This is a genomic window from Bacillus sp. CCB-MMP212, assembly GCF_022748145.1.
Taxonomy (GTDB): domain Bacteria; phylum Bacillota; class Bacilli; order Bacillales; family Bacillaceae_G; genus Bacillus_A; species Bacillus_A cereus.
The window spans coordinates 153,245-180,070 of record NZ_JALDQE010000006.1; the positions used below are offsets into that span (position 1 = coordinate 153,245).

The window sequence follows — 26,826 nt, forward strand, 5'->3', positions numbered from 1 at the left end:
TCTTTCATGAAAGCATTTAGGGGGACGATTACTATGACACAAAACATAAATCAATTAGCAGTGAATACACTTCGTACGTTATCAATTGATGCTATTAATGCGGCAAACTCAGGTCATCCAGGTCTTCCGATGGGAGCAGCACCAATGGCTTATGCATTATGGACGAATCATTTAAATTACAATCCTAATCACCCAGAATGGTTTAACCGTGATCGTTTCGTTTTATCGGCGGGACATGGATCTAGTCTGTTATATAGCCTGCTTCATTTAGCTGGATATGATGTTTCAATTGATGACTTGAAAAACTTCAGAAAGTTAAATAGTAAAACACCAGGACATCCTGAGTTTGGTCATACTTCTGGAGTCGAAGCGACGACAGGCCCGTTAGGACAAGGGATTGCCAATGCTGTCGGAATGGCAATGGCAGAAGCGCATTTAGCAGCGAAGTTCAATAAGGATGGTCACTCTATTATAGATCACAATACGTACGCTTTAGTCGGAGATGGTGACTTAATGGAGGGTGTCGCTTATGAAGCGATGTCAATGGCAGGACATATGAAACTTGGCAAGTTAATTGTACTGTATGATTCAAATGAAATTTCACTTGATGGTGAATTAGGCATTGCTTTCTCTGAAGATATTCAGAAAAGGGCAGAATCTGTACATTGGCAATATGTAAGAGTTGAAGATGGAAACGATGTCGATGCTATTACAAAAGCTATTCAATCAGCGAAAGAAAATACGGATCAACCTACTCTTATAGAAATTAGAACTATTATAGGTTATGGAAGTCCAAAAGTTGCTGGAACGAACAAAGCACATGGTAATCCGCTTGGAGTAGAAGAGGCAACAGCGACAAAACAAGTGTATGGTTGGGATTATGAGGAAGATTTCTTTGTACCTGAAGAAGTAAAAGCTCATTTTAATGAACTGAAACAAAGAGGTACTGAAAAAGAGAACGAATGGAATGAGCAGTTCAACTTATACAGAGAGTCGAACCCTGCACTAGCAGATGAATTAGAAAAAGCGATTACAGGTGATGTTTTAATTGAAGCGAAAGACATTCTATCCTTTGATATTGAAAAAACGATTTCCACTCGTGTTGCAAGTGGGGAAGCTATTAATCATTATGTGAAATCGATTCCTTCTATTTTCGGTGGAAGTGCAGATCTTTCGCATTCTACGATGACAGATATAAAAGGTGAAGCAGTGTATGCGATAGAATCGTATGCTGGCCGAAATATATACTTTGGTGTACGTGAACATGCAATGGGCGCGGCAGCGAATGGACTGGCTCTTCATGGAGGAGTAAAACCGTTCGTAAGTACATTCTTTGTATTTAATGATTATCTTCGTCCATCCATTCGACTTGCTGCATTGCAAAAGTTACCTGTTACTTACGTATTTACACATGATTCGATCGCTGTAGGAGAAGATGGTCCAACGCATGAACCAATTGAACAATTGGCAGCTCTTCGGGCAATTCCTGGTTTAACAGTTATCCGCCCATCAGATGCAAATGAAACAGCGAGTGCTTGGGCGTATGCTTTACAGCAAACGGATGGTCCAGTCGTTTTAGTACTGAGCCGTCAAAATTTACCGGTGTTTAATGAAACGAAAGCGAACATAGAGAATCTCTCTAAAGGAGCTTACGTATTAACACAAACAAATGAAAATCCGGATGTAATTTTAATTGCGACAGGTTCTGAAGTATCCTTAGCTGCTAGTGCAAAAGCGAAACTAGAAGAAGACAATGTTTCTGTTCGTATTGTTGCAATGCCAAGCTGGGAGCTATTCGATCGCCAATCGAAAGAATATAAAGAATCAGTTCTTGCGTCTTCTGTAACGAAGCGAGTATCTCTTGAGATGGGTGTATCTCTCGGTTGGGAACGTTATGTAGGACAAGAAGGAAAAATATTATCGATTGAAACATTTGGAGCTTCAGGAACTGGAGCTGAAGTCATGAATCTATTTGGATTTACGACAGAAAATGTTGTTCAAATTACAAAAAATGTATTGAATTCTTAAGCTATGACTGTGAATACCTTTCTGTACATACCAACTTATTAGTGCTGAAAGGTATTCCAGATTGTAGTGATATGAATTTTTAATAAAAGATGATCTGAGGAGGAATTATATTATGCAAGTAGGATTAATTGGTTTAGGTAAAATGGGATTAAACTTAGGGAAAAATTTAATGGATCATAAACATGAAGTAGCAGCATTTGATTTAAATTCAAGTGCAGTAGAAGAAATGAAAGAATACGGGGCTACAGGTGTATCTAGCTTAAATGAACTTGTTCAGTCATTACAATCACCAAGAATTCTTTGGGTAATGGTACCACACGCTGTTGTTGATTCTGTTATTGATGAGGTTACACCACTTTTATCAAAAGGAGATATTTTAATTGAAGCTGGTAATTCACATTATAAAGAGTCTATCCGCCGATATGAGCAATTAAAGAAAGATGGCATTCACTTTATGGATGCAGGGACTTCTGGCGGAATGGAAGGCGCTCGTAATGGTGCTTGTTACATGATCGGAGGAGATCAAGAAGCTTGGGACATCGTTGAACCTATCTTCCGCGATACTGCTGTAGAAAATGGATTCTTATATGCAGGAAAAGCTGGTAGTGGTCACTTCTTAAAAATGGTTCACAACGGAATTGAATACGGTATGATGGCTGCTATTGGTGAAGGATTTGAGATTCTAGAGAAAAGTGAATTTGACTACGATTATGAAAAAGTATCAAGAGTATGGAACAACGGTTCAGTCATTCGTTCTTGGTTAATGGAATTAACAGAAAATGCATTTTCTAAAGATGCAAAACTGGATGAAATTAAGGGTGTTATGCATTCTTCTGGTGAAGGAAAATGGACAGTAGAAACAGCATTAGACCTTCAAACAGCAACTCCTGTTATCGCAATGTCTCTATTAATGCGCTACCGCTCATTAGACAATGATACATTTACAGGAAAAGTTGTAGCAGCTCTGCGCAATGAATTTGGCGGACATGCAGTAGAAAAGAAATAAAGTGAAACTTTAATAAGTAGGGGCTTTATTCCATACCAATCGGGCTTTTACGGGATAAGCATATTAAACATGTAAATCATCAACGTTTAAAAACTGGAGGGAATTGATCATGAAATTTTTTATTGATACTGCAAATCTTGAGGACATAAAAAAAGCATATAAACTTGGAGTTTTAGCTGGTGTTACAACTAATCCTTCTTTAGTAGCAAAAGAGGGCGTTAAGTTTGAAGACCGTATCGCAGAAATTTGTCAGGCAGTACCTAAAGTTGAGTCTGTTTCGGCAGAAGTAACGCCAGATGCTGTTACAGCTGAAGAAATGATTGCTCAAGCAGAAGAATTAATTAAAATTAACGGTGGCGATAAAAAAGTCACGATAAAACTTCCAATGACGCTAGCAGGATTAGAAGCTTGTCGCTATCTTACTGAAAAAGGTGTGAAAACGAACGTTACACTTATTTTCACTGTGAACCAAGCACTTTTAGCTGCTCGAGCAGGTGCAACGTATGTTTCTCCATTTTTAGGACGCTTAGATGATATTTCTGAAGATGGTGTACTATTAGTTGCTAAAATTGCTGAATTATTCGATGTTCATCAATTAGATACACAAATTATTGCGGCTTCTGTCAGACATCCAGATCATGTAACTCGTGTAGCGATGGCAGGTGCTCACATTGCAACAATCCCTTATAAAGTAATCGAGCAACTTGCTATGCACCCATTAACAGACCAAGGTATTGAGAAATTTGCTGCGGATTGGGCGAAAGCTCCTAAATTATAATACATGAAAGTGAAGGTGCTTTCCGAAAATTGCTTTTCATGAGAGGACAAATCCTAAGTAACTTCATCGTTTAAACTGGATCCCGAGTTTGTAGTCTTACTACGTGAAAAAAGCAGAGATGAAAGTGTCATTCACTTTTAAAAAAGGAAAAATTGATCGCGCGAAGCGTTTATCACAATAACATTATAATTATGAAAGAGAAATCCCCTTATTAGAGAGATGAGTTATAGTGTATCTCTAATAAGGGAGATTCTTTTTATATAAATCATTATGATGTGAAGATGCTTTTAAACGTATAGCAATATGTAAAGGTATCTTTTACTCAAGTAAGAACTATATAGGTTCTTTTAATTATATAGTAATTATGAAAGGGTTTACATAAAGGGGGATTGAGTATGAATATGTATCTTTTAATTATTACATTATTATCAATTGTAATTGTTATTTTAGGGGTATCGTGGTGGAGATGGCATGCGTTTATTAGTTTAACGGTTGCAAGTTTGTTTTTAGCAATTATGTCTGGAATGCCAATGGATAAAATAGTGAGTGCTTATGAAACGGGAGTCGGAAGTGTTCTCGGGCATTTAGTAGGTATTTTAGTATTAGGTACAATTTTAGGGAAAATGATGGCAGAGTCAGGTGCTGGAATGCAAGTGGCAGAGTTCTTTATTAAATCCTTTGGGATAAAAAACTTACCATGGGCTATGTTAATTGCAGGTTTTATTATTGGAATTCCGGTGTTTTTTGAAGTAGGTATTTTAATATTACTGCCGTTAGTAATTTCAATTCATAAAACAACGAAACAAAATATTTTATTGATAGCATTACCAGCAATTGCTGGGCTATCTGTCGTACACGGCCTTGTTCCTCCGCATCCAGGGGCAATTGTAGCAATTGGTATTTATAAAGCGAATCTTGGGAAGGTACTATTGTATTCACTCATTATTACATTTTTTGCAGCGATTATTGCAGGTCCTATATTTGCGAAATGGATTCACAAACGTGTAATTCCTGAAAATGAGCCAGAATTGATTCGTGTAAATACAAAATCAACGAAATTACCAGGAATAGGAGTTTCATTTTTAGTTATTTTGTTACCTGTTATGTTAATGGTTTTAGCTGCAGCAGCTCCTTATGTGCCTCTTTCTACTACTTTGATGAAGACTGTCACATTAATCGGTAGTCCTATCATTGCACTATTGATTGCATGTTTTGCAGCGTTTTATTTTCTTGGATTTCGCCAAGGTATCGATAAAAAGGCTATTAAGAAGGTAACAGAAGATAGCTTATTACCAATCGGTTCAATTGTTGCGATTATTGGTGCTGGCGGGGGATTTAAGCAAATTCTTATCGATAGTGGCGTAGGGAATGCTATTGCTCAAATGTCTGAGCATTTAGCTCTATCCCCAATTGTATTAGCATTTATAGTAGCAGGATTAATTCGAATTGCGACAGGGTCAGCGACAGTCGCTTTAACAACAGCAGCGGGTATCGTTTCGCCAATCGTTGAAAATACAACAGGTGTGAACTTAGAGTTACTCGTTATTGCAACAGGTGCAGGAGCATTAATGTTTTCACACGTAAACGATGCTGGTTTTTGGATGGTAAAAGAATACCTAGGGTTAACAGTGAAAGAAACATTTAAAACATGGACGGTATTAGAAACGTTACTTTCATTTATCGCTTTTGGAGGAGTTTTACTACTCGATATGTTTGTTTAAGATAAAGATGTTTCTATTTAGATAATTGTGGCATACAACGTTATCAATAGATAAAAGGAATGTATTTTTATGGTGGGATACTGTAACAATTTTTTGTTAGGAGGAAGAAATGGTGAGCTCAAAATATATGATTGGTGTAGACATTGGAACAACTAGTACAAAATCAGTTCTATTTTCTACTGATGGATCTGTTATTGCTAGTCATGGAATTGAATATCCTTTATATTCTCCTACGCCTGAAACAGCGGAACAAGACCCAGAAGAAATTTTTCGTGCAGTAATAAATACGATTAAAGAAACTGTACGATCAAGTAGTGTACAGCCAAGTGATATTCTTTGTGTCTCTTTTAGTTCGGCAATGCATAGTATCATTGCCGTAGATGAAAAGGGAGAGCCGTTAACGAGATGTATCACTTGGGCAGATAATAGAAGTGCAAGCTGGGCGGAGAAAATAAAGAATGATATGAATGGTCATGAAATTTACCTTCGTACTGGGACACCAATTCATCCGATGTCACCACTTTCGAAATTAGTTTGGCTACAGAATGAGCAGGCAGAGTTATTCGCAAAAAGTTATAAATTCATTTCTATTAAAGAATATGTTTTTTACAAGTTATATAAAGAGTATGTAATTGATTATTCTATAGCGTCAGCAACAGGGATGTTTAATTTGAAATCTTTAAAATGGGATGAAGAGGCTTTACATGTTACGGGAATTACAGATGAAAAGCTTTCTAAACTTGTTCCAACAACGCACAGTTTAACAGGATTAGATGAAGAGCTTGCCAAAGAGATGAATGTACTTGTTTCTACGCCTTTTGTAGTAGGAGCGAGTGATGGAGTACTATCTAATTTAGGTGTAAATGCAATAGATCCTGGCGTTGTGGCTGTTACAATTGGTACAAGCGGTGCGATACGTGCTGTAACAAATCGTCCTGTAACAGATCCAAAAGGTAGAATTTTTTGTTATGCGTTAACTGAAGACCATTGGGTAATCGGTGGACCAGTTAATAATGGCGGTATGATTTTCAGATGGGCTCGTGACCAATTGGGTACTTCAGAGATTGAGCTTGCAAAGCGTTTAGGGAAAGATCCATATGAAGTACTTACTGAAATAGCAGCAAAAGTGAATCCTGGATCTGACGGTTTATTGTTTCACCCGTATTTAGCAGGGGAAAGAGCTCCTTTATGGAATGCAAATGCACGAGGATCTTTCTTTGGACTCGGATTGCATCATAAGAAAGAACATCTTATCCGTGCTGTTTTAGAAGGAGTAATTTATAACTTGTATACCGTTCTTCTCGCTTTAAAAGAGTTAATTGGCGAACCGAAAAAAATTCAAGCGACAGGCGGCTTTGCAAGGTCGGAACTTTGGAGACAGATGATGGCGGACATCTTCCATCAAGACGTATATGTTCCGGAAAGTTTCGAAAGCTCTTGCTTAGGAGCTGCCATCCTCGGTTTATATAGTTTAGGTGAAATAGATACATTATCTGTAGTTTCTGAAATGGTAGGTGCAGATTTCCATCATGAGCCAAACATGGAAAGTGTGGAAAAATATAAAGATTTAACGCCAATCTATATCCGTCTGTCCCGTCAATTGGAAGAAGAATATGAAAGTATAGCAGCGTATCAAAAAAAGTGGGTTTAAAAGCTATTTACCAAGAAAATATGGTAACGTATAAAGAGGTACTCCGATTTTTTAGGATACTCTTTCAACATAAAATATTTTAAGAAGCATGATGAACGAAAAATATAGGGAGAGAGGGTTATGAAAATGAAGGATAACAAAGAGTTTATTGGATATGTTGGAACTTACACGAAAGAAAATAGCGAAGGAATATATAAGTTTACTTTAGACACAGAAGCAAAAAAAATTAGTAATGTAACACTTGCCGCTAAGCTTGATAACCCTACATATGTAACGATTAACCGAAAGAATGAATATCTCTATTCTGTTGTTAAGGAAGGCGAATCTGGCGGTGTAGCTGCGTATTCCATTGATAGTCATACTGGAGAACTAAAAGCGAAAAATAGACAAGTAGTAGAAGGTGCTTCTCCTTGTCATATTAGTGTTGATAGTGGAAATCATACAGTAGTTACAGCGAATTACCATAAAGGAACGATTGAGTCTTTTGAAATAAATGAAGAAAATGGAACTGTAAATCCTGCTTCATCTATTATGGCACATGAAGGTTCAGGTCCGAATAAAGAAAGACAAGAAAAACCACATGCACATTACGCGGGGTACACTCCTGATGAAAAATATGTAGTGGGCGTTGATTTAGGGATAGATAAAATAATTACGTATGAAGTAAAAGATAGTACATTAACAGAAGTGAATCGTTTATCTGTAAATCCAGGAAGTGGTCCAAGACATATTACTTTTCATCCGAATGGAAAGTATGCGTATGTGATGACGGAGCTTAGTTCAGAGGTTATTGTGTTAACATATAATCCTGCAGAAGGATCCTTTACAGAATTACAGTATATTTCTACTGTTCCAGAAGAGTTTGATGAAAATAATCAAGGAAGTGCGATTCATATTTCTTCTGACGGCCGTTTTGTATATGCAGGTAATCGTGGTCATAATAGTATCGCTGTTTATAGCGTAGATCAAAATTCAGGTCAGCTTACATTTGTTGAACACACATCTACAGAAGGAAATTGGCCAAGAGACTTTGTATTAGATCCTACTGAAAAGTTCCTTGTTGCTACAAATGAAAAGTCACATAATCTTGTGTTATTTTCAAGAGATGAATCTACAGGTAAGTTAACACTTTTACAATCTGATGTTGCTGTGCCAGAGCCTGTTTGTGTGAAGTTTGTAAATGTTTAAGTTGTGTTCGATATAATTTCATAAACTTAGAAAATAATAAAAAGCAAAGCGATATCGCTTTGCTTTTTATTATTTCTTTTTCGGTCTACGTACTAATTCGCCGCCGCAGTTTGGACAAACGTTATGTCTTTCTTCTGTACATGGTGCGCAAAATGTACATTCATATACACAAATGTATGCTTCAGAATCTTGTTCGAGCGATTGATCGCAAATTTGACAGTTTGTTTTCATTTCTAGTGCCATAATAAGTCTCCTTTTAGTTTGAAAATTTATAATTTAATTATAATTCATTGAATAGAAATAGTCCTTTTCAATTGAAAGGAAATCGAATGATAAAGTTATGAATTGAAATGAAAGATGCTAGTTTATTTTAAAATTGATTATTTATTACAGTTGGAATATTATGAAATAGTCAAAAGACAACAGGGGGTATAGATTTTGACTAATCATAACGATCATTTAAAAGCAAACTGCGAAACATGCTTCGGTCTATGTTGCGTTGCATTACCGTTTGCAGCATCGGTAGATTTTGCAGTGAATAAAGATGGTGGTAAACCATGTTCCAACTTACAATCAGATTTTAAATGTAGTATACATAAAAATCTTAGAGGAAAAGGTTATAAAGGTTGTACAGTATTTGAATGTTTCGGTGCTGGGCAGAAGATTTCTCAGGGTACGTTTAAAGGGATTGATTGGAGGAAAGATGCAAAGCATGCAAGAAAAATGTACGATGCTTTTCCGGTTATGCATCAACTTCATGAAATACTTTGGTATTTGAATGAAGCGATTCTTTTAAAGGCAACACAGCCAATTCATAAAGAGCTGGAGACCGCAATTGAGGAGACAGAGCGACTTTCGAATTTAAATCCAGATGAGTTAATGAAAATAAATGTTCCAATGCATAGGGCAGAGGTGAACATTCTTCTTTTAGAAACGAGCGAATTAGTATGGAAGGAAATGAATACTGCGCGTAAGAAACGAATCATTCACCGCGGAGCAGACCTTATGGGAGCGAATCTGAAAAAGAAAAATTTACAAGGTGCAAATTTAAGAGGAGCTTACTTAATTGCGGCTAACTTAAATGGTGCAGATTTAAGAGGAGCAGATCTCATTGGAGCAGATTTGCGAGATGCAGATATTCGCGGGGCTGATTTTACTAATAGTATTTTTCTGACGCAAGTTCAAGTTAATGCTGCTAGAGGGGACAAACATACGAAATTACCGAAATTATTGTCTCGTCCATCGCATTGGAGTGCGTAAAGAGTGAGGAGTATTTAGTGTGGATATATTTCAGTATTTAGAAGAGATGCAAGAGGATGTCTTTTCGTTAGCAGTAGAGCAAATAGAAGCGAAGTATTATGATATTTGTTGCATGTTGGCGTCTACAGAATATGCAGAACGAATTAAAGTAATTGATGTAGAGTCATATAAGGTAAGTATTCGAGTAGGTTTGGATGCAGCTGTAGAAATGGCTACTAATGAAGAAGCAAAAGCGATTTATTTTGAGTATGACCTTGATAACGAGTGGACTAGTCAGTTTTATATTTGTGAGGAGTATGCTCCACTTGAAGAAGAGGATGATGATTGGGCTTCTGAATGGACATATGATGTTGAGGGACCGGAGTCTGTAGAATTAGCGGATATGTATAATGAAAATGGCTTTGACACAAGTGAAAAAGCAATCGGTATCACTTTATATTTAATTGCTAAAACGCTGTGTAGTTTTATAAGTGTACGTAGTGAAGTGCAAAATAATATACCGATTTGTATTGGTTTTCACGACCAAGATCCAATAATGCGAACAGGCAGAGACTAAGAATCTCTGCCTGCTTTTTATTTCTTTTCAAAAGTAGTAATTAAAACGCTACATATAATAAGAATACCACCAATAAAAAAGTTACTATTTAATGTTTCATTTAAGAGCAACCAACCAAGTAACGATCCAACGATAGGTTGGAAGAAGAAAAATAAGGAACCTATGCTTGCATCCAGTAATTCTAATCCTTTATTCCAAAGGAAAAAGGCACCTGCTGTTGAGACGATTCCTAAGTATAATACGCCTAATATTACGTACGTATTTACTGTTCCGATAGAGGCCGCTTGTAGCTCCCATATCATAAAAGGTGTAATAAAAAAGAGTGAAAAGAAAATTGCGTACGTTGTAATAACTAAGGATGAAAATTGGATTGAAGCGATTTTTACATAAATAGATAGTAAAGCCCACGTAATAGCGGCTCCAACTAAAATGATTGTTCCGATAAAATAGGAGCCAATTTCAATATCCCATCCGATTACGATAATGACACCGATTGTCGCTATTATAGTAGATAAAAGTCTACGAGCAGTTAGTTTTTCTTTCAAAATGAGCGCTGCAAATATAACCATAAATGCAGGTGTAGCTGATGTAACTAACGAGCCTGTATGAGCGTCGGATAATTTTGTTCCGATAAATTGGCATGTGATCGAAATGAAATAGCCGATAAATCCAATCCAAGCGAATAGGAGCCAATCTTTTTTGCGAATGGTTACTTTTTTCTTTTGCTTTTTCTCAGCTAGTTTCAAAATGCCATATAAAACAACAAAAGCGATAATAAAGCGTAGCCAAACGAGTGTTAGTGGTGGGATAAAATCGAGTACGTATTTGCTAACAACATACATACCGCCCCATATACTTGCTGCTAGTGATAAGTATATAGCTCCTAAAATTGTTTGTTTCATTTGAAATACCTCCGTCTATTTTTAGGGTAATATGAGCTCCCTAAGACGAGGCATAGTGTATGTGCTAAATGAATGCCCGTCTTAGTTTATAGACGGCCTACAGGTTGATCGTTTTCGAATGAAGTGTTGTAGTACATGAGTGCATTCCTCCTTCATAATTTTATAATGATATTATAACTTAATTTTCAGTTTATTGGAGGTTCTTATGAAATATATCGTTATAAAATCACATGTTAGCAATTATCCTAATCCAATTCGCTTAGAAGAGAGGGGTGTAGTGAAAATGATAGAGAGTTACGTTGGTCCAGAAGACTGGGAAAACTGGATGTTTTATCACGAAGAGAAGTATAACTGGAAAGGATGGGTTTGGTGAGAAGAAACAGATGATGAGAAGGGCTGGACACCAAAGGAAAACTTACAAAAATATTAGTAATACTATTTGTTTAATAATTAGGACACATATTTTTTGTTTGTGAGTATATTGGTTGTAGAGTAAAAAGTAGATTAATAGAGAAAGAGGAGGAGATTGTAATAACTAGAACCGTTATTTCTCATTTTTATAACGAAGAGTATTTACTACCATGGTGGCTTATGCATCACACGAAACTGTTTGATCATGGTATTTTAATTAATAAAGGTTCAACAGATCGTTCCGTTGAGATTTGTAAAAAATTCGCACCGCATTGGGAAGTGCGAGATTCTGTAAATCCAAAGTTTGATGCATATGCGACAGATCATGAAGTGATGAGGATAGAACAAGAAGTACAAGGATGGAAAATGGTTTTAAATACGACTGAGTTTCTTTGCATGCAAGATAAAAATCAGTTTTGGAAATCACTAAATGAATTGGGAGGGAGGATGTATTGGCTGGACGGGCTTATTATGGTTGATGATCCTAACTACAACTATCCGGACCTTAACTTTGGAATACCTTTAATGAAACAGCGATTTCATGGTTATTTACCAGAAGATTGGCCGTCATGGAGAAGAGGTAGATTTATTCATAATCATGAACATGGAAGTTATACGGTTGGAAGACATCTATCCGCGCATGAATCTATGATTTATCCGCCCCTTGCTTGTATATTATGGTTTGGATTTAGTCCGTGGAACGATGTGATGAGAAAGAGAAAGTTACAAATTGGTCCGACTCTTTCTGAAGCTAGTAAGCATGGGGGAATGGGGACGCACCATATTATTACGCCGGAAAGATTAGAAGAATGGTATAAGGAATTAGCGAGAGGAACAAAGGATTTACGTTTTAGTGATGCATATCGTTATGTTTTTGTATAAATGATTTCCACCATAAAATTGTTTCTTCTATTCCTGTATTTAAATCGTATGTTGGTTTCCAGTTTACTTCAGTTTTTAAACGTTCTACACTAACGCCGACAAATAAAGGTTCATCCTTAGAGAAAGGAATCGCGTCTAGTTTAATTAAATGTTCTTTTCCTATTTTTTTAGCGATGATAGAAGCTAGTTCTTTAATTTGTACAGATTGACCTGAAGCGATATTGATGGTGCCTGTAACGCCATGTTCTAATATTGTTACGAGAGCGTCAGCGACGTCACTCACATGGAGGAAATCTCTCGATTGTTTTCCATGTGTACATAGTGCTTCCTCATTTTTTAATAAGGAAGTGATAATGTTAGAAACGAGCCGATTACCTTGTTCGTAAGGTCCATACATATGAAAAATGCGGCTCCAACACATGCTGAGGCCTGTTTGTTGTGCATACGTTTCTAACCAGGAGTGCAGTGTGTTTTTACATAATGAATACGGGGTTTTATAAGAAAGAAGCGGCGAATCTTCAAATAATACGCCGTTAAACCATTCATATTCTGCGCCAGTACCTGCAACGACAACACGCTTTCCGCCGTATGTTGTGAAGTATTGAATCAATGAAATACTAGACTTTAGCCAATAGTAATTATTAATAGATACATAGCATGCTGGTGGCACTGCTTCCCAAGCAAGGTGAATGAGATGGCTAGGCTGAACGTCGGAAATGAATTGTTTTACTACGTCATCGCGAAGCAAGTTTACTTTATGCCAATGGCAAGGGAGGTGAGAGGATTTATTTTTATTATACGTGGCGTGCACTTCATATCCCTTTTGTATAAGTGAATGTACAACATATTTACCTATCCAGCCACTACCACCTGTTACAACAACCTTCTTCATGGCTCGATCACCTCAACTTCTGGAACCGTCACTAAAAATTTACCGCCCCATTCACGAATGAAAGAGCATTCTTTCATAATTTCGTCTTTCAAATTCCAAGGAAGTATGAAAATGTAATCCGGTTTTGTACGTTTAATTTCTGCTGGAGATTTTATTGGAATACGAGTTCCTGGTAAAAGGAGATTTTGTTTGTGAGGATTTTTATCTACTGTATAAGCTAGAAATTCTTTACCTATCCCGCAATAATTCAAAAGGGTGTTTCCTTTAGCTGGAGCACCGTAACCGATAATTTGTTTGTTTAAAGCTTTCGCTTCAATAAAAAACTTTAAAATATTTATTTTCAATTGTTCGATGCGTTTAGAAAAACGGAGATAGCAATCTAAAGTATCTAACCCGTGGTCGACTTCTTTTTGAATTAATTTTGTAACATTGGAATGGATAGTTGATTGGGCACTTAGATGGTTTACAAAAATCCGTAAGGAACCACCATGCGTTGAAAGTTCTTCTACATCAACAATTTGTAAATGATGATAACTTAAAACTTTTTGAAGGCTTATAAGTGAGAAGTAGGAAAAGTGCTCATGGTAGATAGTATCGAACTGTTTAAAGGATATGAGGTTTAATAAGTGTGGGAATTCAATTGTTATCGTGCCATCTTGTTTTAATAACGTTTTTAAACCGGCAACAAAATCATGCAAGTTTGGAACGTGTGCTAATACGTTATTTGCGACGATTAAATCAGCTTGTGGTAATTTTTTTGCTAAGTCATTACTGAAAAAATTCACATGAGTAGGAATTCCTTTTTTGATAGCGATGTCTGCTACGTTTTTTGCTGGTTCAATTCCCAACGTCTCGATATTTTCTTTTTGAAAGTATTGTAATAAGTACCCATCGTTACTTGCGATTTCAATCACTTTTGAATGTTTCGTTAAGTTGAAACGCTTAATCGCCATTTCTACATATTGTTTAGCGTGTAGTAGCCAACTTGAGGAGTAAGAGCTGAAGTATAAATAGTTATGAAAAATATTTTGTGGGGATTCAAATTCATCTAGCTGTACGAGTAAACAAGAGTTACAAACAAATGTGTGCAGCGGATAAAAAGGTTCCATTTTATATGAGCTTTCAGGAGCTATAAATGAATTAGCAAGAGGGGAAATGCCTAAATTTAAAAAAGTGTTGGTTAGTAATGAGTGGCAAAAACGGCATTTTTTCTGTTCCATTTTATAGCCCCCTTATAAATTTTTGAATGCATCGATTTGTTGTCGCGTGAAAGATTCTATATTTTCACCGGATGCATATTTTTTATACCAATCAACAGTCCAAGCGATAGAATCATCTGTTGATAACTTAGGAGTCCAGTCGAGTTTGTTTACTGCTTTTGTACTGTTGAGTGTTAAAATTGGTGATTCATAAGGAGTTTTCGTAGAGGGAGAATGGATTGTGAGTCGTTTATTCCATAATTTCATTACGGATTGAATGACATCATTTACGGTTCTGCTAGATTCATTAATCGGTCCGAAATTCCATGCTTCTGCATATTTAGCATCATTCCAAAGTTTTTCAGCTAAAAGGATATAGCCATGTAGAGGATCTAAAACATGTTGCCACGGACGGATGGCATATTTGTTTCGAATACACAAAGTATGATTGTGCAAATATGCCCGAATGATATCAGGGAATAATCGATCTTCTGCCCAATCACCACCACCAATAACGTTACCTGCTCTTACAGAAGCAAGCGAAGTAGTATTCGTGTGAAAAAAAGATTGGTGATAAGATGTTGTAACTAATTCAGCACAAGCTTTACTAGCGCTATAAGGGTCGAAACCTCCTAGTCGGTCATTTTCCACGAACGCTCGGTCGCCACTACCGTCATTCTCATAACATTTATCGCTTGTCACATTAATAATGGCACGTACGCTTTCGAAGGACTTTGCTGCTTCTAGCACGTGGACAGTACCTAAAACATTCGTTTTGAATGTATCGATAGGATTTTTGTATGAAGCGGTTACGATTGGCTGAGCTGCTAAATGAAATATTATGTCGGGTTTATGCTGCTTCATGGAATGAAATAAAGAATGGTAATCTGTAATATCGCCTTTCATTGTCGTGCACTCTTTTGCTACGTTACCTTGTTCAAAAAGGTTAGGAATGGATGGGGGATGAGAAGAAAAGCCTACTACTTCTGCACCTAAAGAAGTTAAGAAAAGGGTGAGCCATGAGCCTTTAAATCCAGTATGTCCCGTAATAAATACTTTTTTCTTATTCCAAAAAGATGATGAAGCCATATTACCAAACCTTCCATGGAGCGTTATTACTTTCCCATAGCTCGACTAATTTATTTTTATCGCGCAATGTATCCATCGGATGCCAAAAACCAGAATGTTGATATGCGGCCAATTCATTTTTGTTTACTAACTGAACTAAAGTGTCTGTTTCAAAAACAGACTTATCTCCACTAATGTAATTGAAAACTTCAGGATTTAAAACGAAAAATCCACCGTTAACCCATCCGCCATCACCTAATGGTTTTTCTTGAAAAGATGTTACAGACTGTTTATCTAATATGAGAGAACCAAATCTACCAGGAGGTTGTACGGCAGTAACAGTAGCCATTTTCCCATGTTTTTTATGGAATGTAATAAGTTCTTTTATATTTACATTACTTAATCCATCACCATAAGTGAGGCAGAAAGGTTCGTCTCCGACATAATTTTGAATCTTTTTCACTCGGCCACCCGTTTCGGTATTTACACCAGTATCGATTAGTGTAACTTTCCATGGTTCTACACGATGAGAATGGCTAGTAATTGTATTATCGTTTAACTGTATTGTGAAATCAGACATGTGTAAGTTGTAATTTAGAAAGAACTCTTTAATTGCATATCCTTTATAGCCTAAGCAAATAATAAACTCAGTAATCCCGTAATGACTATACAAACTCATAATGTGCCATAGAATGGGCTTTGTTCCAATTTCAATCATAGGTTTCGGTTTTAAATGTGTTTCTTCCCCAATTCTTGTACCGTACCCACCAGCAAGAATAACAGCTTTCATTTTTTCCTCCTAAAATAAAAATTTATTATTTATACAGTATTCATGTTTTATGCAAATGAGATTGTTTTTGATTAAGCGAATGAAAATGTTTGAGGTGATGACGATGCAGAAAATATTACGGTTTGAATTTTGGGAATAATTCTTGATATTCAGGGTTATGACGGAGGTCTTGTGTTAGGTTACTAAGCTCTAAAAAACGTATGTCCAGTACTTCAGGAGATTGACCGTAATGTGTTTGAAGCCCCATTTGAATACCCCTTTTTGAAAGGGTAGGTGTAATTTGTAATTTTCTTGCTTTTGATTGTTCATTCCAAGGGCTAAAATAGAATTTTAAAATAAATGAAGGATAGTCATAAATTATATATCCGTGCCGTGAATGATGTCTACCAGGTAAATATGCACCGTCTAGATGATTGTGAATAAATCTCCAAGCACATCCGAGATTTGGGTTATAAGGGAAGACACCGTGGTATCGCTGTTCTACTAAGGGGATAGAATATCTAGGCTTTGAATAATTATAATTATGATTATCTATCATTAAAATCATTCTAATCGCATACATGTTTTGGCCTAGTGTATGAAGAGATGAAAAAAATTCTTCAGTATTATTACAACAAAAGAATTCAGTAGTATTTAAAACGATTTTCCAACCTGAAACTTCTCTTTCAATTTCCATCACTTCAATATCAGTATTAGTTGGATCAAACTCAAGAAATCTTGAATTTCGTACTTCCCAGTGGGGTGCTAATAGTTTACAAATCTCTACGGAACGATCTGTAGACCCTCTATTAATTAAAATGCCGTGATCGAATATTTTCGTGTGATGCATAAGCCACCATGGAAGTAGGTATTCTTCATTATAAAAATGAGAAATGATTGTCTTTTTCATGTTAATTCCCTCCTATACAAGCAATCGTTATTAGTAGGATATGCTTTTAAATAAGAAAGGTTAAAAAGGGCAGACAATGTAGTGATTAGGTAATAGTTTAGTGATTTTATTGCATAAGTGTAGATTACTCGTATTGAATAATCATAGGATGAGATTGAAATTTTGTATAAATTGTGAATAATAAACCGTCACGTTTGACTGTACAGTTTATGTGTTGTATGATGTAAGTAATATAAACAGGGGGGGAAGATCGTTGGGAAGGTGTATCGAATCGGACAGTTGGCTCTCATGGCTCACGTGTCGAAACGAACGATTGATTATTATACGAATCTAGGTATCTTAAAAGCGGAGCGATCTCAATCTAATTATCGCTATTACGACGAAACAGCATTTGAGACATTACAATTTATTGAGAAGTGCAAAGAAATGCATATGCCGCTTTGTGAGATTAAAGAGAAAATCGAGGAGAAGAAGAAGCTGCTCGGTATCAATGAACACGTTTCGAAACAAGTGAATGAAGTGACAGACCATATTCATCGATTAGAAGTGGAGCTTACTGAGTTAAAACCGCTTTTAGATGAATTGACTGATTCACAACGTGAAAAAATATCGAAATCTTTATCAGGTCAAACGACAGCTTTAATACAGACACTTGCTCTATTATTATAGAATAAGTGAAATCCGACCTCTTTAATTTTTGTATCGGGCTATGTTTTCTAACAAACAAATAAGAAAACATTATAGTATACAGGAGGTGGACACCTTAGTTTTTTAACTAAGGGGATTCATTGGAAATATTTAATTTAGTCATGGTTGCGATTTTAATCGCATTTACTGGATTTTTCGTAGCAGCAGAGTTTGCGATTGTAAAGATACGTTCAAGCCGTATCGATCAGCTTGTTGCAGAAGGAAAACGCGGTGCTTTAGCAGCGAAAAAGGTAACAACAAATTTAGATGAATATTTATCTGCTTGTCAATTAGGTATTACAGTTACAGCTATGGGATTAGGTTGGTTAGGTGAACCGACAATTGAAAAGTTATTACACCCGTTATTTGAGAAATGGAACTTAAATCCTTCTATTTCATCAGTATTAACATTTGGTCTTGCTTTTATGATTATGACGTATTTACACGTTGTAGTAGGAGAATTAGCTCCAAAAACGATGGCAATTCAAAAGGCTGAAAGGGTAACGTTATTATTGGCAGGTCCATTAATGATGTTCTATAAAGTAATGTATCCATTTATTTGGGTATTGAACGGTTCAGCTCGTGTGATAACTGGTTTATTTGGTTTAAAGCCAGCTTCAGAACATGAAGTAGCTCATACAGAAGAAGAATTACGTCTTATCCTTTCAGATAGCTATGAAAGTGGCGAAATTAATCAAGCTGAATACAAGTATGTAAATAACATTTTTGAATTTGATAATCGTATTGCAAAAGAGATTATGGTACCGCGAACAGAAATCGTTGGTTTCTACCTGGAAGATTCAGTAGAAGAACACATGAAAGTAATCCAAAATGAGCGATACACACGTTATCCGATTTTTGGAGAAGATAAAGATGATATTATCGGTATGGTCAACGTAAAAGATTTCTTTATTCGATATATGACCGAGGATCAAAAAGATTTATCATCTATTCGCTCGTATATGCGTCCGATTATTGAAGTGATGGAAACGACTCCAATTCACGATTTATTACTTCAAATGCAGAAGAAGCGAATTCCGATGGCTGTTTTATATGATGAGTACGGAGGAACAGCCGGAATTGTAACGCTTGAAGATATCTTGGAGGAAATCGTCGGCGAAATTCGTGACGAATATGATGAAGATGAAGCACCGCCAATTCAACATGTGAACGAGCAACATATCATTGTTGATGGAAAAGTGCTTATCTCAGAAGTGAAAGATTTATTTGGATTACACATCGAAGAAGATGATGTGGATACAATCGGTGGATGGATTATGATGCAAAATCATGAAATCGAAGAAGGACAACACGTTGAGGCAGAAGGTTATGAATTTAAAGTGTTAGAAAAAGACGCTTACCAAATTAAACGTGTTGAAATTCGTAAGATGGAACAAGAACAAGAAGAAGAGAAAGCAGCAACTGTGTAAGTTGCTGCTTTTCTTCTAAAGTACAAAAAATGAGAACTTAGGAGCGGATATTTTGATTCAAGAAGCCTTACGTGTATATCGATTACAATTGTATGTGATCTTTAGTGGTTTACTACTTATGTGGACGATTACTCCGTTTGGAAAACAAGTGACAGGGTTCGGTATTGGATTAGCAGTAAGCGCCTATTGTCTTTGGTTATTAGCTCGTAGAGTGGAAAAACTCGGGAAAAGTATCGTAATGAAGGAAAAGGCTCCTGGATTAGGAGTTTTAAACCGATTTGCAGCTGCTATTTTAGGAGCTATCATCATGTATGAAATTGAGCATGAAATGGAAATGTGGGCATTCGGTACAGGTATTTTAGGTGGTCACTTTTTAATGATTGCAAATTTAGCTTATGCAAATATGCAATTAGTGAAAGAAGAAGAGAAGCAAAGGGAACATGCTTCGAAAAATATAGAGCTATGATGAAAGGGACCTAATCGGGTTCCTTTTTTAGTTTAGCGATATTATACAAGTAATCAAATTAACGACAAATATAATACGCTTCTTTTTTGCGTTTTTCAATAGTATGAAAAATAATAAAAAAATTTTAAAAAACCCATCGATTTCTAAAGGTTATGTATGTTATTATGACAAAAGACTTTTTGAAAGAGGTGGATACCAATGTTACAAGCGCTACTTATTTTTGTGCTTCAAATTATTTACGTTCCAATTTTAACAATCCGTACGATTTTGCTTGTAAAGAATCAAACAAGATCCGCTGCTGGTGTTGGATTGTTAGAAGGAGCTATTTACATTGTCAGTTTAGGTATTGTGTTTCAAGATTTATCAAATTGGATGAACATCGTTGCCTATGTCATTGGCTTTAGTGCGGGACTGTTATTAGGCGGTTATATAGAGAATAAATTAGCAATTGGTTATATTACGTATCAAGTTAGTTTACTAGACCGTTGTAATGAATTAGTAGATGAGTTACGTCACTCTGGATTTGGCGTTACAGTATTTGAAGGCGAAGGTATTAATTCTATACGTTATCGCTTAGATATCGTCGCAAAGCGATCTAGAGAGAAAGAGCTTTTAGAAATCATTAATGAAATTGCACCGAAAGCGTTTATGTCTTCGTATGAAATTCGTTCGTTTAAAGGTGGATATTTAACGAAGGCGATGAAGAAAAGAGCGTTAATGAAGAAGAAAGATGAACATGCATCGTAAAAAAGAGGAATAGTGCTGCATTAAAAGCGCAGTATAAGTCCAAATGTAAAAGGGAGGAATCTATTTTGATGTAGATTCCTCTCTTTTTTTATGAAAAATATTCATCTATTAATTCAAAAAAACTAAATCGTATAATTATGTTTTTTACTCATTCTCAAATTAATGATTAGCCATATAATTTGAAAAAATACCGGTATGATAAACGTGATTAATAAAACGATAAGTGATATTGATTTAATTTCAGGTGTTTGAATAACACCAGCACCATCAACATTTCGTAGCCAAATAATAGCGGCCCATATTCCAAAAACGATAATCCAAAATATGTTACCAATCCACCAAGAAATCCATCGTTTTTTCATGTTAGCACCCCCTACATTTATCTACTGTTAAAAGTATATTTTCTTTTGTTACATTTATAATGAAACAACTTTAAAATCAGTTTTTAACTGTATATCTAACTTGTTTGAAGGTTACTATTTCTCCATCATCATCATCGTCTTTCGTTTGTAAAAGTTGAACTTTTGGTTTGTAGTCCGTCCTATGAGCGTGTTCGATATCTTTAATGTTAAGTTTGTAGGATTCACCATTTTTTAGTTTTTGTTCCAACACTTTTTTATTAGCAACATAAATAAAAGTTACTTTATTTTCATCAATGCCTTTAGTTTTAATTTCTAATTCATTATCTTTTGCTGTAATCGTTGGTGTTAATAATTCCATACTGCCTTTCCCGCTTTCTAAAGAATTCTCTGTTATAGTTGAACATCCTGATAATATGATTCCAGTGAATAGAAGAACAGCTAATTTCTGTTTCATAACATCCCTCAATTCCATGTGATTTTTGATTTTGGTATTGCTAGATTACTAGTGTGGAGCGTAAATGTTTAGTTAGTACCCTCTTAATTGTACCATAATATGTAAAATGAAACAGGATGTATATCCAATTTAAGGGAGAATGAAAGTTTACTTATTGCCGTAAATTAGTATTTTTACAGTAGGCCTATATCTTCTTTAGGAAATCCTTTTTCATATTTAAAATATGTAATGAAATAAAACCAATAAGTCCTATTCCAGCGAAAATAAGCCATGGTGTATACATTCCGCTTGAGTTGGCTGTAAAAGATGTACCGGTATAATTACCGATGATAAAGCCAAATGCGAGTGATAGTTGATAAAATCCGAAGAAAGTGGCTGTATATGATTCATTACTGTAATTTGCAATAGCGATATCAGCGTTAGGTAATACGAGTGTTTCACCGATTGTAAATAAAATTACACAAATAAAGAGCCAATATGGGTGTTGAAATAAAGGAATGAGTAAAAAGGAAATACTCATTAATAAAACACCGTATTTAATAATCGAAAGTGTGTTGTATTTGTGGAATAATTTTCGGAATAATACCATAAATATGACGCCTGTTATCGCATTTATCGTAATAACGAGTGTAGCAAGTTGATTGCTATTACTAATGTTTTTCATATGAAGTGGAAGTGCGACAGTAAGCTGAGTAAACATAATGTAGAAGAAAATCATGATAAAGGAAAACAGAAGGAAAGACTTGTTTTGTAAGATGGCCTGTATTCCTAATGTAATAGACGTGTTTTCAGTAGTGACTTGGAAGTGATTTTTAAGTAAGTAAAAGATAAAAGCGAATAACAGCATAAGTGATCCTGTTAGAGAGAAGGCATAGATTGGATCAAGTAAGAGTAAGAACCCTCCTGCAATTGGTCCGATTATTGCACCGCAATTAAAGCTAAGGTTTAAATATGTAAATAAATTTTTTCTCAAATGAGCTGGTTGTGAACCGAATATGGCGCGCGTAGCAGGTTCGTAAAATGCAGTTCCGAAGCCAATAAGTGCAGAAGAAATAGAAATTGTATAGAAATCAGAGCATATTCCTAAAGCGATAAATCCGATTCCTCTCAAAAATAAACCGGCTATCATCATAATGATATAGCCTATTTTGTCAGCAATTAACCCTGAGAATAATGGGATAACTCGTGATGTAATTGTCATAACCGTCAACACTGTTCCTACTTGGACAGCAGAAAAATGAAGAAAGGTTAATAGATAAATAGCTAAAAATGCGTATACTGCAAAATACCCAAAAGACATAAAAAATGAAGAAATAAGCATGAAACGTATCGGTGTTGAGAAACTTTTCATAGAAATCCTCCTAATTATGTAACCAGTAAAATTATTTGATGGTTAACTATTTTATACTATAATTATACATAAAGTCAGAAAAAAGTAAATTTTAAGAAGAAGGTGGATCGAATTGAATCAAAACGCTCCAAATGAACTAGAATATATTCGGGAATTTTTAAATACATGGAGAATACCAAACGATACGAGAGAGCCAATTGATTTGCTGCAAACAGAAGAAGACATAAAGCTCTTTATGAAAGAATATTTTGATGAAGAGTTTCCATTTCATACAATAGAGGAATTAAGAGGTTTTCGGGAAGATATTCGGATGACAATTGAAGGCGAAGGATCATTGCAAAAATGGTTAGAGAAATACCCATTTCATGTACATATAAAGGATGATATGAAAGGTATTACATATGAACCGGTATATGAAGAGAATGTGTATACAAAAGTGTTAAGCATTGTGTTAATGTCAATTCAAGAAAATGTGTGGGGAAGGTTAAAAGCATGTCCAGATTGTCGCTGGGTATTTTATGATCATTCGCGAAATGGAAGTAAAAGATGGTGCGGCATGTATGCTGGAGAAGAAGGAGGAAGAGCATGCGGTACGATTGCGAAAGTGAAAAACTACCGGGCGAAGAGAAAAGGGCGATCTGGTTATGATATGTAATTAATATTAGAGAAAGAAAAATGGATGGGGGAATGTAGAATATGAAAGGTACGCAAATGTTAGCTTTAAATAAAAAGTGTTGGGATACAGTTGCACCTTATTTCTTTCAAGTGGATTGTTTACCTAAATATGGTCCGTATACGGCGTCTGAAGATGAGATTCGTTTGTTCGATTCAATCAGAAAGAAAAAGGTTCTTGATATTGGCTGTGGAAGTGGGCATTCGTTGCAATATATGGCGGAACAAGGGGCAGAGGAATTATGGGGGCTTGATCTTTCGAGTACACAAATTGAAATAGCGAATAAGACGTTAAAGGATTGGAATCCAAAGTTAGTATGCGGAGCAATGGAAGAAGAAGGAGATATTCCGAAAGGATATTTTGATATTGTATATTCCATTTATGCATTAGGTTGGACTTCGGATTTAAGAAAAACGTTGGAACTGATTTATTCATATGTAAAGCCAGGGGGAAGTTTTATTTTTAGTTGGGAGCACCCAGTATATTCAAACTTACAGTATGGTACGGAAGAAGTTGCTATAAAGTCTTCTTATCATGAGGAAACGCCCATTACGTTTGAAACATTTAAAGGAGAAAATGTACAAGCGACATTATATAAGAGAAAAATAAGTACATACATAAATGAGTTAAATAGAGCGGGATTTAAAATTGAGAGAATAGAAGAGCCTGAACCATCGAGCTCGTTTGATGAAGAACTAACTGAGCTGTCTACGAAATATTATTCTTTATATAAAGCTAGGATGGTGCCAACTACTTTTATTATGAAAGCTAGAAAGTAAACTGTTTTTATAAAAGAAGCCTATCATTTCAAACAAATGATAGGCTTCTTTATTTTAATAAAATTGAGGTTAAATGTGTACTTTTGTTATAAAAATGCATTTCATATAAAAAGTGTAATTATTTTTGGGGAGGGGGATTGTTGTGCGTCATCATAGAAATTGCAAAAAATTCGGAGTGGCACTGCCTCTTCCACTTATAGGAGCAACTGGTCCGACAGGTAATAGTGGTCCAATCGGTCCAACTGGAGGGCATGAAGGTCCTGTTGGTCCTACAGGGGTGACTGGACCGACGGGAGCAACTGGGCCCCAAGGTCCTCAAGGTATCAGGGGGATACAAGGTCCCCGAGGGACAACAGGAGCACAAGGAATACAAGGAGCTATTGGTGATACAGGAGAGCAAGGTATAACTGGCCCAACTGGTCTCCAAGGTGCTCAAGGATTAATTGGAAACCAAGGTTTAATTGGTGATATTGGAGTACAAGGATTAGAAGGAATACAAGGAGCTACGGGTCCTGCTGGTAGTCAAGGTATACAAGGCACACAAGGAATACAAGGGGAAATAGGTGAGCGAGGACAAACGGGAGCACAAGGAATGCAGGGAGAGAGAGGCATAACTGGAGTCTCGGGTGTAACTGGTCCACAAGGTCCTCAAGGTGTTCAAGGAATACAAGGAGAGCAAGGGGCTATTGGTATACAAGGAGAAGACGGCCTCCAAGGGATACAAGGAATTACTGGAGAGGAAGGGCCACAAGGAGCTCAAGGAATACAAGGTGAAGTGGGTCCAACTGGTTCTACTGGAATACAAGGTGCTCAAGGGATAAGTGGAATAAAGGGGATAACAGGTGCAATAGGTTTACAAGGCCCACAAGGTGTGCAAGGAATACAAGGTATAACGGGAGCAACAGGCTTTCAAGGGATAAAGGGAATAAGAGGTATAACGGGAGCGACGGGTAGTATCGGTATTCAAGGCTTAGAAGGACCACCGGGCGGTCCGACGGGAACAACCGGTCCAATTGGTCCATCTAGTGGAGTGACTGGTCCATCAGGTCCACCAGGTCCACCAGGAGGTCCAACAGGTCCAACGGGAGCGACTGGTTCAACAGGTGTAAGCGGAGAGATAGGTCCAATTGGAGCGCAAGGAGTGCAAGGTATAACCGGTCCAACAGGTCATCAAGGTGTAAGGGGAGCGCAAGGTTCCCAAGGTGTAGTTGGAGCAGTTGGAGTACAAGGTGCACAAGGTCCTCAAGGTAACCAAGGTATAATAGGTCCAACTGGTGCAGAAGGTTCTCAAGGAATACAAGGTCCGCTGGGAGTAACTGGTCCAACTGGTGCAGAAGGTCCTAAAGGTATTCAAGGTATTCAAGGTGTAATAGGTCCAACAGGTGCACAAGGAATGGTGGGAATACAAGGCGTATCCGGTCCAGTTGGTGTTACAGGAGCGGAAGGAACTCAAGGTGCACAAGGAATCCGAGGAGCAACCGGTCCTGCTGGAGCACAAGGAATCCAAGGCGTACAAGGAATTCAAGGGGAAGCAGGAGCAGCTGGAACACAAGGTCCTCAAGGGGTTCAAGGGATACAAGGGACTACCGGATTAACAGGTACACAAGGTGCCCAAGGTTCTCAAGGAGTGCAAGGAATAATAGGACCGACTGGAGCTATTGGTTTGCAAGGTCCTCAAGGAATACAAGGAATAACGGGTCCAGCAGGAGCTCAAGGAGTGCAAGGAATACAAGGTGTGCAAGGAATTATCGGTCCAACAGGAGCACAAGGAATTAGAGGCCCCCAAGGAAATACAGGGGAAATTGGTATAACAGGACTTCAAGGAGTCCAAGGGGCACAAGGTAGTCAAGGGCCCCAAGGTCCACAAGGAAATGTTGGAATTACAGGTGCAACGGGTGAAACTGGGGCTACTGGAGCAACCGGGGCAACTGGACCACAAGGAGTGCAAGGAGAGCAAGGGATTACGGGAATACAAGGAATAACGGGAACGACAGGCAATACAGGTGCAACGGGTCCGCAAGGAATACAAGGTATACAAGGAGTTCAAGGTTTGCAAGGCCCAACTGGAGCAAGTGGAGTGACAGGTGCTAGTGGTAGTATAGGACCAGTTGGAGCGCAAGGTAGTCAGGGGCAAAACGGAGCGGTTGGACCTACAGGTGCAACTGGTAGCGTAGGAGCAATAGGCTTCTCGGGAATAGTAGGAGCGACTGGAGCGACTGGTTTACCTAGTGGGGGCGGTTATTTCTTTTCCACTGCAACGAGTGCAATTGCAGCGAATGCGCTAATACCAATCAATTCTGGTTCTACAATTTTTGGATCAGGAATTAGTTTAACAAGTGCAACAACTGTAACGTTGAGTACGCCGGGAATATATTTAGTAAGTTATTATTTTCAAGGTGATCCAACTAGTGGGAATGAAACGATTTCAGTAAGGCTGACGTTAAACGGAACACAAGTCGCAGGGAGTTTTATTTTTTATGTTACAGCAGGTTTTTTATTGGAACCAGCGATTTCTAATACGATGATAATTCAAGTTACTTCTTCAAATTCCACCTTGTCATTACAAAATGGTCCATTAGCTATTGGGCATGTAACGACATTAGCAGGAGTAATAACAGCTAGCTTAAACATATTACAAATAGTTTGATGCGTTACA

At 36.9% G+C, this 26,826-nt stretch carries 27 protein-coding genes; 17 read left to right on the forward strand and 10 right to left on the reverse strand.

Features of this window, described 5'->3' with window-relative positions; genetic code table 11:
- Positions 1-33 precede the first annotated feature (33 nt).
- The 6 genes from tkt (at position 34) to MRP26_RS18270 (ending at position 8,372) form a co-directional block, all read left to right on the forward strand.
- Positions 34-2,028 (forward strand): transketolase, encoded by a 1,995-nt coding sequence (gene tkt, locus MRP26_RS18245; RefSeq protein WP_197241912.1) that lies wholly within the window; start codon positions 34-36, stop codon positions 2,026-2,028.
- A 112-nt stretch (positions 2,029-2,140) separates the two neighbouring features.
- Complete coding sequence (gnd, locus tag MRP26_RS18250) at positions 2,141-3,034, forward strand: phosphogluconate dehydrogenase (NAD(+)-dependent, decarboxylating) (RefSeq protein ID WP_001195916.1); 894 nt, start codon at positions 2,141-2,143, stop codon at positions 3,032-3,034.
- 109 nt (positions 3,035-3,143) lie between these two features.
- Positions 3,144-3,812 carry a fructose-6-phosphate aldolase gene (gene fsa, locus MRP26_RS18255; RefSeq protein ID WP_197241910.1) on the forward strand — a complete coding sequence of 223 codons (669 nt, stop codon included), beginning with the start codon at positions 3,144-3,146 and terminating at the stop codon, positions 3,810-3,812.
- Positions 3,813-4,207: 395 nt separating this feature from the next.
- Positions 4,208-5,533, forward strand: a complete 1,326-nt coding sequence (gene gntP, locus MRP26_RS18260) for a gluconate permease GntP (RefSeq protein WP_001057601.1) — start codon at positions 4,208-4,210, stop codon at positions 5,531-5,533.
- A gap of 109 nt (positions 5,534-5,642) precedes the next feature.
- Positions 5,643-7,184, forward strand: a complete 1,542-nt coding sequence (gene gntK / locus MRP26_RS18265; protein WP_242806525.1) for a gluconokinase — start codon at positions 5,643-5,645, stop codon at positions 7,182-7,184.
- A gap of 120 nt (positions 7,185-7,304) precedes the next feature.
- Positions 7,305-8,372 carry a lactonase family protein gene (locus MRP26_RS18270; protein ID WP_000782228.1) on the forward strand — a complete coding sequence of 356 codons (1,068 nt, stop codon included), beginning with the start codon at positions 7,305-7,307 and terminating at the stop codon, positions 8,370-8,372.
- A 69-nt stretch (positions 8,373-8,441) separates the two neighbouring features.
- Here MRP26_RS18270 and MRP26_RS18275 read toward each other — a convergent pair whose 3' ends face one another.
- Positions 8,442-8,615, reverse strand: a complete 174-nt coding sequence (locus MRP26_RS18275) for a DUF1272 domain-containing protein (RefSeq protein ID WP_001162788.1) — start codon at positions 8,613-8,615, stop codon at positions 8,442-8,444.
- Between the two features lie 195 nt (positions 8,616-8,810).
- Here MRP26_RS18275 and MRP26_RS18280 point away from each other — a divergent pair, with 195 nt between their 5' ends.
- Both MRP26_RS18280 and MRP26_RS18285 read left to right on the forward strand, forming a co-directional pair.
- On the forward strand, positions 8,811-9,632 hold the full coding sequence (locus MRP26_RS18280; protein ID WP_197241909.1) for a pentapeptide repeat-containing protein: 822 nt from the start codon (positions 8,811-8,813) through the stop codon (positions 9,630-9,632).
- 19 nt (positions 9,633-9,651) lie between these two features.
- Positions 9,652-10,188: a hypothetical protein gene (locus MRP26_RS18285; RefSeq protein ID WP_000350943.1), complete on the forward strand. Its 537-nt coding sequence runs from the start codon at positions 9,652-9,654 to the stop codon at positions 10,186-10,188.
- A 17-nt stretch (positions 10,189-10,205) separates the two neighbouring features.
- Here MRP26_RS18285 and MRP26_RS18290 read toward each other — a convergent pair whose 3' ends face one another.
- Positions 10,206-11,090 carry a DMT family transporter gene (locus tag MRP26_RS18290; RefSeq protein ID WP_000814762.1) on the reverse strand — a complete coding sequence of 295 codons (885 nt, stop codon included), beginning with the start codon at positions 11,088-11,090 and terminating at the stop codon, positions 10,206-10,208.
- A 205-nt stretch (positions 11,091-11,295) separates the two neighbouring features.
- On the opposite strand from MRP26_RS18290, the gene MRP26_RS18295 reads away from it, so the two are divergent.
- Both MRP26_RS18295 and MRP26_RS18300 read left to right on the forward strand, forming a co-directional pair.
- Entirely contained in the window at positions 11,296-11,463 is a 168-nt protein-coding gene (locus tag MRP26_RS18295; protein WP_000875292.1) for an SH3 domain-containing protein, read from the forward strand.
- A 107-nt stretch (positions 11,464-11,570) separates the two neighbouring features.
- On the forward strand, positions 11,571-12,383 hold the full coding sequence (locus MRP26_RS18300) for a glycosyltransferase family 2 protein (RefSeq protein ID WP_078400293.1): 813 nt from the start codon (positions 11,571-11,573) through the stop codon (positions 12,381-12,383).
- On the opposite strand, the gene MRP26_RS18305 is transcribed toward MRP26_RS18300, so the two are convergent.
- From MRP26_RS18305 to MRP26_RS18325, 5 genes are all read right to left on the reverse strand, one after another.
- Positions 12,352-13,275: an NAD-dependent epimerase/dehydratase family protein gene (locus MRP26_RS18305; protein WP_000758373.1), complete on the reverse strand. Its 924-nt coding sequence runs from the start codon at positions 13,273-13,275 to the stop codon at positions 12,352-12,354. The genes MRP26_RS18300 and MRP26_RS18305 overlap by 32 nt on opposite strands.
- A complete protein-coding gene (locus tag MRP26_RS18310) occupies positions 13,272-14,495 on the reverse strand; it encodes a class I SAM-dependent methyltransferase (protein WP_197241908.1) in 1,224 nt (407 codons plus the stop codon). Before MRP26_RS18310 ends, MRP26_RS18305 begins: the two co-directional genes overlap by 4 nt.
- 12 nt (positions 14,496-14,507) lie before the next feature.
- Positions 14,508-15,563, reverse strand: a complete 1,056-nt coding sequence (rfbG, locus tag MRP26_RS18315) for a CDP-glucose 4,6-dehydratase (RefSeq protein ID WP_242806527.1) — start codon at positions 15,561-15,563, stop codon at positions 14,508-14,510.
- Position 15,564: 1 nt separating this feature from the next.
- Positions 15,565-16,332, reverse strand: a complete 768-nt coding sequence (gene rfbF / locus MRP26_RS18320; protein ID WP_000648807.1) for a glucose-1-phosphate cytidylyltransferase — start codon at positions 16,330-16,332, stop codon at positions 15,565-15,567.
- A 115-nt stretch (positions 16,333-16,447) separates the two neighbouring features.
- Positions 16,448-17,221 (reverse strand): glycosyltransferase family 2 protein, encoded by a 774-nt coding sequence (locus tag MRP26_RS18325; protein WP_000750972.1) that lies wholly within the window; start codon positions 17,219-17,221, stop codon positions 16,448-16,450.
- A gap of 261 nt (positions 17,222-17,482) precedes the next feature.
- On the opposite strand from MRP26_RS18325, the gene MRP26_RS18330 reads away from it, so the two are divergent.
- The 4 genes from MRP26_RS18330 to MRP26_RS18345 all read left to right on the forward strand — a co-directional run bounded on the left by MRP26_RS18330 (position 17,483) and on the right by MRP26_RS18345 (position 20,551).
- A complete protein-coding gene (locus tag MRP26_RS18330) occupies positions 17,483-17,890 on the forward strand; it encodes a MerR family transcriptional regulator (RefSeq protein WP_000285639.1) in 408 nt (135 codons plus the stop codon).
- Positions 17,891-18,009: 119 nt separating this feature from the next.
- Complete coding sequence (locus tag MRP26_RS18335) at positions 18,010-19,338, forward strand: hemolysin family protein (protein ID WP_000402258.1); 1,329 nt, start codon at positions 18,010-18,012, stop codon at positions 19,336-19,338.
- A 52-nt stretch (positions 19,339-19,390) separates the two neighbouring features.
- Complete coding sequence (locus tag MRP26_RS18340; RefSeq protein ID WP_000613876.1) at positions 19,391-19,804, forward strand: ATP synthase subunit I; 414 nt, start codon at positions 19,391-19,393, stop codon at positions 19,802-19,804.
- 198 nt (positions 19,805-20,002) lie between these two features.
- Positions 20,003-20,551 (forward strand): DUF2179 domain-containing protein, encoded by a 549-nt coding sequence (locus tag MRP26_RS18345; protein ID WP_000938438.1) that lies wholly within the window; start codon positions 20,003-20,005, stop codon positions 20,549-20,551.
- 122 nt (positions 20,552-20,673) lie between these two features.
- Here MRP26_RS18345 and MRP26_RS18350 read toward each other — a convergent pair whose 3' ends face one another.
- The 3 genes from MRP26_RS18350 to MRP26_RS18360 form a co-directional block, all read right to left on the reverse strand.
- Positions 20,674-20,913, reverse strand: a complete 240-nt coding sequence (locus tag MRP26_RS18350) for a DUF3923 family protein (RefSeq protein ID WP_000747685.1) — start codon at positions 20,911-20,913, stop codon at positions 20,674-20,676.
- A gap of 76 nt (positions 20,914-20,989) precedes the next feature.
- Positions 20,990-21,385: a hypothetical protein gene (locus tag MRP26_RS18355; protein ID WP_003271015.1), complete on the reverse strand. Its 396-nt coding sequence runs from the start codon at positions 21,383-21,385 to the stop codon at positions 20,990-20,992.
- A 166-nt stretch (positions 21,386-21,551) separates the two neighbouring features.
- Entirely contained in the window at positions 21,552-22,718 is a 1,167-nt protein-coding gene (locus tag MRP26_RS18360; protein ID WP_242806529.1) for an MDR family MFS transporter, read from the reverse strand.
- Between the two features lie 112 nt (positions 22,719-22,830).
- Between MRP26_RS18360 and MRP26_RS18365 the strand changes: the two genes are divergently transcribed.
- From MRP26_RS18365 to MRP26_RS18375, 3 genes are all read left to right on the forward strand, one after another.
- The gene (locus MRP26_RS18365; RefSeq protein WP_001072930.1) at positions 22,831-23,373 is read left to right on the forward strand and encodes a CGNR zinc finger domain-containing protein; all 543 of its coding nucleotides are present in this window, start codon (positions 22,831-22,833) and stop codon (positions 23,371-23,373) included.
- Between the two features lie 41 nt (positions 23,374-23,414).
- Positions 23,415-24,170, forward strand: a complete 756-nt coding sequence (locus MRP26_RS18370) for a class I SAM-dependent methyltransferase (protein ID WP_000679197.1) — start codon at positions 23,415-23,417, stop codon at positions 24,168-24,170.
- Between the two features lie 142 nt (positions 24,171-24,312).
- Complete coding sequence (locus MRP26_RS18375) at positions 24,313-26,817, forward strand: collagen-like protein (RefSeq protein WP_242806530.1); 2,505 nt, start codon at positions 24,313-24,315, stop codon at positions 26,815-26,817.
- Positions 26,818-26,826: the final 9 nt, after the last annotated feature.